Here is a 9,972-nt window from a genome sequence, read left to right as displayed (position 1 = left end):
ATTAAGCGATAAGGTACACCGGCTTCTAAATTTGTGTTTTTAGTGTCAGTAATCGCTTCCCAGCCATTAGCTGTGCTAAATCCAAATAACGAAGGATTACCAGAGGCTGTATAATCAATGCCTGTCGTCGCATTATATTCACCTACAGTTCCGACTTCGCCTGTAATATGCGTTCCTAGACCAGCATCGTTTGCACCGCTATTTTGCCAGTTGTCAAATAAACTACCGCCATCTACAGGACTTGATACTAATCTGAAAGCACGTTTATTTTGGTAGTACTTTTCTGTAATTACTGTACCAGTACCTGTAATACTTCCTGTAAATTCATCAAAATGACTATCGCCTGTAGCATCACTTTTAAAGATAATTTGCCCGTTGTTTAAAAGGTCTCCACTTACTTTAAAGACAGCACTAGGAGACAATGCTAAACTAGCACTAGAGGCAATCTCGATATATTTTACGTTTACATCTTGTGTAGCTATTGGCATATTATTAGAAGTACCAGGTAAAAAAACATTTTCGGTTGGGCTAGGTACATTATCTTTAGACCAATTACCAGCAGTGTGCCAGTTGTTATTTACAGCTCCCGTCCATATTGGTGAGATTTGCTGTAAAGCACTCGTTTCTTTTTCTCCGTCACTAAAGGTCCAAGAAATAAAATCTAAACCATCATAATTGGTAGTTTGGAAATTGATATTTTGAGTTATTGTATTTATAATAGTTTGTGTAGGTATTACCTCTAAACCTTCAAAGTTTAAGGTAAAAACACCATTATTGTTATCATAATTAGCCACAACTTTACCTCCAAAACTAACGTTACCATCTGCAATACTGTAGTCTGTGTTTTCAGCATCTGGGTCTATAATGCTAAAATTATCTGAAGTATTAGCGTCTCCGTTTCGCTTCAGTACTAAACTTGTAGCAGTATAATTACCTTGTCCATCATTTAAAGCAGATAAGTCAGCATCAATAATTGTGATATCCTGATCAAGTACAACTGGTTCTTCAGAGATTGTAATGAGGGACAAGTTCTCTAAAGCGGGTGTACTATTATTTTCAGGTAATGGGTCTGCATAAAATAAAAAATAAGTTACATCAAAATCTACACTTACACCTTCTAAAACAACAGCGCCATTACCTTGGCCTGTTACAAGAGTTGTTCCTGTACCAGCACCACCTGTGGTATTACGTATTGGATCGCCGGAAACAGTATCATCATCATAATAAAAATACCAAGACTGGTTATCTTGAAGACCACTAGGGGTAATTGTAACATTAGTGTTTGGTAAATCTGAAGGATGATAAACAGCATTACCCAAAAAACCTTCAAGATGCTCATATCTATAATTATATATAAAGCCTTCTTGACCACTTGCATAAGATCCTTTAACATCAGTGGCATGATCGCCATGATTTACTTTATAAACATTATTAGTCTCATTATCTACAATTTCTATGGAAACGCTAAAAGAATATTCAGCTGGTTTGGCTACTCCATGATGGGAGGATCTAGACTCATTACCATCAGTGTCGGTTGCTGTGATTTGATAGTAATATACCGTATTGTTGCTAACATTTGTATCCAAATAACTTTGACCCGATCCAGTGTGGGAAACATCTGTAATTTTATTCTCTGCATTTCTAACAAAATTTATAGAATCTGAAGACCGGTATAGTGTATACTTTTGAATATCTGATTCTACATTAGACTCCCAATTAAGCTGTACCTGTGCATTACCCCCAAGAGCCTTAAAGCCTGTTGGTGGTAAAGGGGCTCCTGTTGGGGCTGGTAAACCTTGTAGCGTAGGAAAATGACCTGGCATATCAGTAGGAGCAATTTGCCAAATAGTCTCAAAGTCAAAAAAATTATCACCTGCACTGCCCATAGTACTTTCAGCGTTAGCACCTTGCAAATCGGAAATACTATATGCTGCTAGTGGTGTATTAACTGTAGATGCAGAGACCTGTGTTACTTGATCAAGTTCAGGTCCATTTTCTTCACTCCCATTAATGGCAGAATCTCCAGTGTAATAATCTATCCAGTAACACATAGACGGATCACCAGAACCATCATCTTCTGCTACCAAACCACCAATTTCATCATCAGAGGTATTAACTACACGACCTAAAGCGTAAGAAGACTCTAATGTGCCTCCTGAAAAATCACCAACAAGACCTCCAGTGTCATCTGTACCGTAAACGTTACCAAGTGCATAACAATTTTTAATAATACTATCGTCATTTTCACCAACCAGACCACCAATATCTGAAACAGTACCATCGCTATTAAAGTATTGTGATGTATTACGAGTTAAACCCACAAAACCTGTTGCATAAGATTTTGTTATTGATGCTGCTGTACCAGAATAATCATTATGCCCCACTAAACCGCCAACATTACTTCCATCGGACGTGACATCTCCAGTGGCAAAACACAAGCTTATGCTACCACCATTATTCTCTCCAACTAATCCACCGACATCTCTATAAGCAAACACATTACCCGTAGCCGATGAATTTTCTATTAGACCTTCGTTAAATCCGACAAGCCCACCAACATCAATATTATCATTATTCTTAGTAATTTCAACAAGTACAGCTGCATGCGTATTTTGAATTTGACCAGATGCATTAACATCACCTACAGCACCACCTGAAACTCCTAAAACTGAAACTAAATGTCCGTTTACTGAAACCTGATTTATAGTACCTGATAGTTCACCTGCTATGATTCCATTATTTTCACCAACAGCATCTACAGTAATGTTATTCAAATTTAAATTTTGAACCACAGCATCTTCATCAATATGAGAAAACAGCCCTGTATTACTACCCTCTGTAGTTGTTATGGATAAATTACTAATTGTATACCCATTACCATTAAATGTACCCGTAAAACTGGTTTGTTGGCTTGGGATTGGAACAAAATCATTATAGCCTGACATGTCTATATCTGCCCCCAATACATAATCTGCGTCTGGTAAATCCCTAACAGCATCAAGTTCTTCTGGAGTAGTGACTAAAATAATAGGGCTATTTTCTATTGTTAACTCATCGTTGTCATTACTTGACAAACTATAATAGTATTGTTTAACTGATGTTGTATCATTAGATGATATATTTACTGATTTGGCATAAGTAAAATTTATAAGAAATAAGATTAATAAACTTAGATATTTTTTCATTGGTTTAATTTTTTTTAAAAATAAATAGAAGATCAAGTGTTATTGTTCTCAAAACCGCCAAATTTATTCTCAAAACGTAAAATTTGTTCTCATTTTATAAATTGAGAATGGTTACAGCCTATTATTTACCCTTTAAAGTATCCTATAGATATTTTTTAAGATAACTAGAATGAAAAATAAATCTTTAGAAGAATAACTAAACTAATAGGCTATTAAATTAAGTATTATTGATTGGAGAAGAACAACTATCTACTAGCATTTTACAGAGTTGTAAACATATAATAAGAATCTTTTAGAGTGTAATTGATTTATAAAAGTTTGAGTAATCTCTATATTTAGATTACTTTAAAAATTATTAATAAACATAAATTTAAAAATAAAGTTGTGTCATGGCTTGTTATTAAGTACTTACTATTATAGGTAATAATAAAGTAACATTATAACAAGAACTCAATGAATTTAAACCTCAAAAGAAAATTGACTTGAAGACAAGCAAATAAACCTATATAAGATAATGTTTAAGATTTATATGAGCTAAAACAAGCTTAATTATTAATAAATGATAACACTATTTAATAATTAAATCTCAAAATCTATTTCTCCTCGCTTACGCTTAAAATAAGGATCCAGTGCTTTATTGGCATCTTCAAGGCTTTTAATTTTATCTTCTAAATCTTGAATAGAAGCCTTTAATTCTTTTTGGCGCTCTTTATGAGACTTTACTTTAACTAATTTAAATCTTGGCATAGTTATATTAAAGTTAGAAGTCGGTAAACTTAACAGACTAGTAGGATAGCTCTTAATTTAACAACTGATAACATAATTCAAATAAAAAGCCGATAGCAGGTTAAATTGTTCTCAAAACCACAAAATTTATTCTCAAAACGGAAATAATTTTTCTCATTTTATAAATTGAGAATTTAATTATTAAGGATTGTTATGATTTATAAAACTTGCGCATAAAAAATTTATATAAATTTTTATAAATTAATACTTATTGCTACTTTAGATTTTTTTTGTTAAAACTTTCATTTTAATAACCTACTATGCCTAAATCTATAACTTACAGGAAGATTCTTTTTCTATTACTAATAGCTCTGCTACCACATAAGGCTATAAAAGCACAAGACTTTAAAGCATTTAACAATCAACAAGACCAGCTCATAAAACAAGAGCAATATGCCACTGCCTTAAAACTAATAGATAGTCTCTTAAAGCATGCAACTAAAAAGCAGACCATAGCCCAATTAAAGCTTAAAAAGTCGAATATATTTACCTTATTAAAATTTCAGGACAGTGCTATTAATTATTTAGAACAATCTATGAAATTAATGCGCCAACTTAAAGACACTAATAATCTTGTGAAGGCGAAAACAACTTTAGGCATACTACTTAACCAAAATAACAGGCCTCAAGAAGCCCTAAAAAAATTTAAGCAACACTATAACTATATAAAAGGTCTTAGAAGTTCGACTTTACAAAAACAACGGCTTATGAAGGCCAACTACAACCTAGGGCTGACGCATTATAAACTCAAGCAGTATGATAGTGCAAAGCATTACCTCAACGCCAGCTTAAATTTGGCCTTAATAAAACCTGATTACTATGCTATCTCAAAAATTGAAGGCCTGCTTGCTCAAGTTAACTTTGAAACTGATAAAAACTGGAGCCAGCACCTTAAGAAAGCTCTAGAAGCTTCAAAAATAATTAATGACTCCATAGGACTTTTAAAAGGCTATCTAACTAAATCAGAATTTTATTTAAATCAAAATCAAATCACTAAAAGCAAAGATCAACTCTTACAAGCGAAAGCTTTTATAAAAAATTCTACAAACCTTAATTTAAAAATCAATTTTCACAAAATAAGTCATCAAATATACCGTGCTGAAAATGACTTGAAAAATAGCCTAATAGCTTTAGAACACTACAACTCCCTGACCTATAAATTAGACTCTATACTTGATAAAAATAATATTAGCGCTTATAATGAGAGGCTTAAATATTTTAGTGATCGCTTAAAAACCAGTGAATTACTCTTACAAAAGGAAAGGAAAATAAGACGTTTAGGCTTATTGACCTCTATATTATTTATTTTAACATTAGGCTTTTTAGCGACGTATTTAATAAAGCGAAATAATTTAAAAAATTCTAAAAAACTTTTCAATTTAAATCGTGTAAACACATTTGAAGCCACTAAAGAGCTTGAAGTTAATGCTGAAAAGCAAGCTTTATTTGAAGAAGTAAAGGCTTTACTAGTTGAACAAGAACTATTTTTAAAACAAGATTTAAGTATAGCCTATGTTGCTAAACAATTAAAAAGTAACTCCACTTATATTTCTGAGGTGATTAATCTTTGCTCACAAACTAATTTTAGGGGCTATGTAAATAGATTGCGTATAAACTATGCTAAACAGCTTATTACAGAAAAAATAGCTGATGGTCTCTACGTTAATTTTGAAGATATTAGCGATGCAACTGGCTTTAAATCTAAGTCGAGTTTTTATAGAGTATTTAAACAAATTACAGAGCTTACCCCAAAAGAGTTCTTAGTTTTTTCTAAAAATGAACATTAAGCTCAACAACCAGCAAATTAAAACTAGTTCAAGCTTTAAACTGGTTTTAAGTGTTATAGAGTTTACAATAAAAATTACTTGACCTAAACAAAAAACAAGACTTATTTAGCTAATTACTAACTTTAAAATGCGTTTTAATATTTTGCTAGCAACAGTCCTTTAAAATGAAACGGTACATTTTAATTTTGAAACGGTTCAACTTGCTAATTGAAACGGTTCGGAAGCAAGGTTGGTGCGGTTCATTTTATATTTGAAACGGTTCAATTTTAAGCCCATATCAAATGTATTATTGCCGAGCATAATTTTTTATGCTTGGCAATATTTTTTAAATAAATATTTCCTCTAAATTTGAGATGCTAAATTTTTAAAAATAGCGATGGTTTGATTCGAAAATAAATCAATTCTGCCCACAAAAACAAAAGCCTTTCATGTTGATATGAAAGGCTTTTAATTTATAATCAGATTTTGCTTTTTGTTAGCCCTGAACCAGCTAGTACAACTTTAAGTTATGCTTTAAAGTGAAATAAATAATATCTCTACTAAAAAAATCAACGCCGCTTGCACGCTGCTGAAACCAATACATATAACCAGTTATGAATTTAAATTTTGGACTAAGTTGATAGGCTATTTCAGCTGAAAGTCGGTTTTGGTCAAATACGTTATACACCAATTGATCTCCAGCATTAATTAAAATTTCTTCTAATACCTTAGCTGTATATTTTTCGTTAATTTGGTAGGATAAACCCATACGCATGCGTAAACGAAGTAGTCGGTACCTATAGTTATTTTCGGTAGAGCGCTTTTTAAATCGCAATTCTGATTTAAACCGACTTAAAAATGTTAATCTTGTTGACGTAATATTGTGTTTGAAATTTAATGCTAATTGTGGTCGCCATTCCCGTTGAATCGCTTTGGTGATGGCATCTGGATCTTGAGGTGTAATCATTTCAAAGTACAATAAGGCTGGTGTTAAACTAAAACCACTATTTAATTGATAATTTACCCCAATACTTGGTAAAAACTGATGCTGCCGAAACGGAAACATATACATGCGTTCTTCTACGTCCAAAAAAGGCGTCCATTTTTCATCAACTTCAAAGTTAACCAAGTATCTAGTCCAAAGTAAATCTTGATGTTCTACTGATTTGGTTTGTGCAACAACACTATTCAAATTGAGAAATAAAATGAAAACAAGATAGCACCGCAACATTGTAAAAAATTTATGCTACAAAGTTAATTGCTTAAAGGCTCATGAATTGTGATAAAAGTCACATAGCTATTTAATCAGGGTTGTAAAAATAACATTAATTGTTTTGGTGATAAATAGGTAAAAGCACGACGGCGAACACTTAAATCTGGGTTAAGAATAACTAGAAAAGGTAAACTAAATTGATCTTGAGAACGCTGTGCAAGTTGAAGCGCTAAATCATGAAAAGGTCTTCGGTAGTATCCTACTCCTGTGTTTTTAAAGATATAATCGCTCAATTGGATGGGATTGGGATAATGAGCGTCTATTTTAACTGAAAAATAATTTGACTTCAATATTTTAACAAGCTTTGGCGATTGAAATGCTGCTTGCTTCATTTTTTGGCAATACACACACCAATTAGCCGTAAAAAAAATAAAAATAGGTCTTTCAATTTCTTCATTTTGTAATTTAGATTGTAAGCTATCTAAGCTTTTCCAATGCATTTGCGCATAGCCTTTAGGTTGAAAGCCTAAAATCATTAAAAAACAACAGGTGTAAATCAATCTCATTTAAAGCGAGTTATTAATGCAATTTACCAAACTTTAAGCCTACAAATACGGTTCGTGGTAAACCAGGTCCATAAATATATTCAGAATCACGTGTTGCTCCTCGATCAAAATCGTCTTGATAGCTATTAAATAGATTACGAACGCCTCCAGATAAAGTGACCATAAATAAATCGCTCACGTCCCAGTGTTTTTCAAATTTTAAATTTAAATCAAAAAACACAGGCGATTCATTTAGTTGAATTAAACCATTAGAGTTTACCACTCTAGGAACTTCCATTTCGCCTGTTAGATTTCCTGTTAGATCTATATTAAAGGCCTCACTAGGTTTGAAATTAGCTGTAAAAAAGCCATACCAATCAGGGTTACGAACAAACGAATCGATGAACACATCAGCTTCGCCAGAAGCTGGTGGTGCTTCGTAAAGTAATTGCGTTTCTTCGTAGGCTGTTTGTTGATAAGTTGCACCAAGTTGAAATCGATACACTGGATTTGGAGAATACTTCAACTCAATATTAGTTCCATAAACTCGGGCGCCGCTACCGTTTCTTACTTCTTCCAATAGCGATCCATTAGGCAGGCTGCTTCCTGTGCTTATAATGGTAAACGGGTTATTGAGTTGTGTATAAAATCCTTCAACCAAGACATCGTACTGCTGCTGTTGCTTAATTTCTGAAAGATTAATTGAAGCTGTAAACGCATCAGAATATTCAGTCTCTAATTCTTCCGAAAGGATAACAAACTGTTGTTCACCACCTACTCCAGCTACATGTAAGTCTTCATTAAAGGCTTGTGGTGCTCGAAAACCACGCGCATACCCAGCACGTAAACGAATCTTATCGGTCCATTTATAATTTAGCGTTAATCTTGGGGATAATGCGGTTTGATCAAGATCTACGCTTCTAGAAATCGTTTCAACTTGGTAAAGCCCATCGACAGCAATATAATCGAGTCTAGCCCCAATTAAAGCTTCTAATCTAGAATTGATATTCCATTGGTATTGACCATAAGCTGCATAGGTGTTAACTTCTTGATCAATCAAACGATTATAACCTAAAATTTCATCTTCTGTACGGCTATGATTAATATCAACCCCAGTGGTTAACACATCTTGACTATCAAAGGTTTTTGAAAATTTTGCCCCATTAACCCAAGCTAAATCTTTAGTCGTACCAAAGGCATTATTAGCTGAAATACTATCTTGAGCTGTTCGACCGCCGCCTAAACCGCCATAATAACTTTGGCGATTGGTGTGCGACACAGAGGTAAATAGCTCTAATGTTTTGGTTTGATCTGCAGAATTTAATGTATAATCTATGCCACCAATAAAAGTGTCGTGGTCTAATTCTTCGGTTACATCTGTAAATTGGGGCGCTAGTTCTAAACGATCTCCACCACGACGATATTCTCTTATAGCTGTTAGATTTAAGCCAATTCGACTTAAGTTAGTTGGTTTAAAATAGGCGTTACTGCCAAAAGTGGTGTTGGTAAGTTCAACGATTTCGGTAAATCCGTCGCTATTCGCATCGTAGGACTGTCGGTTTCGATAATTACCAAAAAAAGTAACGCCACTCTTTAAATCATTTGCCACGCTCGAAGAATTAAAATTAAGTAATCTGTCAAAAGCTTGACCATCAATATAGCTCAGGTTCGATCCGATTTCCCAGGTATTTAAAACTGGATCTTTGGTGATCACATTCACGGTACCTGCAATTGCATTAGATCCATATAAAGCCGAACCGCCACTTCTTACCACTTCAACACGGTCTATTATATTACTTGGAATTTGCTCCAAACCGTATACTCCTAGTAGTGATGAAAAAATCGGCCGACTATTAACTAATATCTGTGTATAGCTGCCATCTAAACCGTTAAGTCGCACTTGTGTAAAGCCACAATTTTGACAATTATTTTCTACTCGTAAACCGGGTGAAAACTGCAAACCATCGGCAAGTGACAAAGATTGTGTGGCATTAAATAACTTTGGACCAACGGTTGAAACAACAACAGGAGCATCACGCCGCTTGACACGATTACGGGTAGCTGAAATCACGACCTCGTCTAAACCTAAGGCATCTTCACTCAAAACCACATCCAACTGAATAGGCTGTTCAAGACTTAATTTAACTTGTTTCGTAAAAGATGTATAGCCTTGAGCGTTAATAACAAGCTGGTAAGTTCCTGGTGTATGCTGAAGCTTAAATTCTCCGTCAATATTACTTGAAGCACCTATTGTCGTATCTTTAAAATAGACATTAGCAAATGGAATTACTTCTCCAGAAGTGGTTGATATACGTCCTGAAATTTCTGCTAAATTTTGTGAACTTGCAGTTGATCCCAAAAACACCAGTAAAAGCGCCAAAAGCCTAAATTTTATCATGCCAAATCTTTTTTAATTTAAAGCAAAAATAAATATTTAGTTTTATCTAAAAAAATATTTATAATACAAAAAACCTATC

General features: G+C 33.7%; 6 protein-coding genes. 1 reads left to right on the top strand and 5 read right to left on the bottom strand.

What is annotated here, in order from left to right; genetic code table 11:
- Positions 1–3,185, bottom strand: a 3,185-nt coding sequence (locus tag BUB82_RS10335; RefSeq protein WP_317041059.1) for a GLUG motif-containing protein, incomplete at its 3' end; no start/stop codon positions are given.
- Positions 3,186–3,764: 579 nt separating this feature from the next.
- Positions 3,765–3,932, bottom strand: a complete 168-nt coding sequence (locus tag BUB82_RS11790; RefSeq protein ID WP_159432037.1) for a hypothetical protein — start codon at positions 3,930–3,932, stop codon at positions 3,765–3,767.
- 299 nt (positions 3,933–4,231) lie between these two features.
- On the opposite strand from BUB82_RS11790, the gene BUB82_RS10330 reads away from it, so the two are divergent.
- The gene (locus tag BUB82_RS10330; protein WP_073193546.1) at positions 4,232–5,758 is read left to right on the top strand and encodes a helix-turn-helix domain-containing protein; all 1,527 of its coding nucleotides are present in this window, start codon (positions 4,232–4,234) and stop codon (positions 5,756–5,758) included.
- A gap of 490 nt (positions 5,759–6,248) precedes the next feature.
- Here BUB82_RS10330 and BUB82_RS10325 read toward each other — a convergent pair whose 3' ends face one another.
- The 3 genes from BUB82_RS10325 to BUB82_RS10315 all read right to left on the bottom strand — a co-directional run bounded on the left by BUB82_RS10325 (position 6,249) and on the right by BUB82_RS10315 (position 9,893).
- Positions 6,249–6,929, bottom strand: coding sequence for a DUF2490 domain-containing protein (locus BUB82_RS10325; protein WP_159432036.1), 681 nt, complete (start codon positions 6,927–6,929; stop codon positions 6,249–6,251).
- Positions 6,930–7,042: 113 nt separating this feature from the next.
- The gene (locus BUB82_RS10320; protein WP_073193544.1) at positions 7,043–7,516 is read right to left on the bottom strand and encodes a thioredoxin family protein; all 474 of its coding nucleotides are present in this window, start codon (positions 7,514–7,516) and stop codon (positions 7,043–7,045) included.
- A gap of 13 nt (positions 7,517–7,529) precedes the next feature.
- A complete protein-coding gene (locus tag BUB82_RS10315) occupies positions 7,530–9,893 on the bottom strand; it encodes a TonB-dependent receptor (RefSeq protein WP_073193543.1) in 2,364 nt (787 codons plus the stop codon).
- Between the last annotated feature and the right edge of the window lie 79 nt (positions 9,894–9,972).

This window comes from Psychroflexus salarius, from assembly GCF_900129035.1.
Lineage (GTDB): Bacteria > Bacteroidota > Bacteroidia > Flavobacteriales > Flavobacteriaceae > Psychroflexus > Psychroflexus salarius.
This window is presented reverse-complemented; position numbering and strand designations above follow the sequence as displayed.

Excerpts from the sequence above, each read along its gene's own strand:
- BUB82_RS11790 (WP_159432037.1), bottom strand. The coding sequence starts at position 3,932 with ATGCCAAGATTTAAATTAGTTAAAGTAAAGTCTCATAAAGAGCGCCAA.
- BUB82_RS10330 (WP_073193546.1), top strand. The coding sequence starts at position 4,232 with ATGCCTAAATCTATAACTTACAGGAAGATTCTTTTTCTATTACTAATA.
- BUB82_RS10320 (WP_073193544.1), bottom strand. The coding sequence starts at position 7,516 with ATGAGATTGATTTACACCTGTTGTTTTTTAATGATTTTAGGCTTTCAA.
- BUB82_RS10315 (WP_073193543.1), bottom strand. The coding sequence starts at position 9,893 with ATGATAAAATTTAGGCTTTTGGCGCTTTTACTGGTGTTTTTGGGATCA.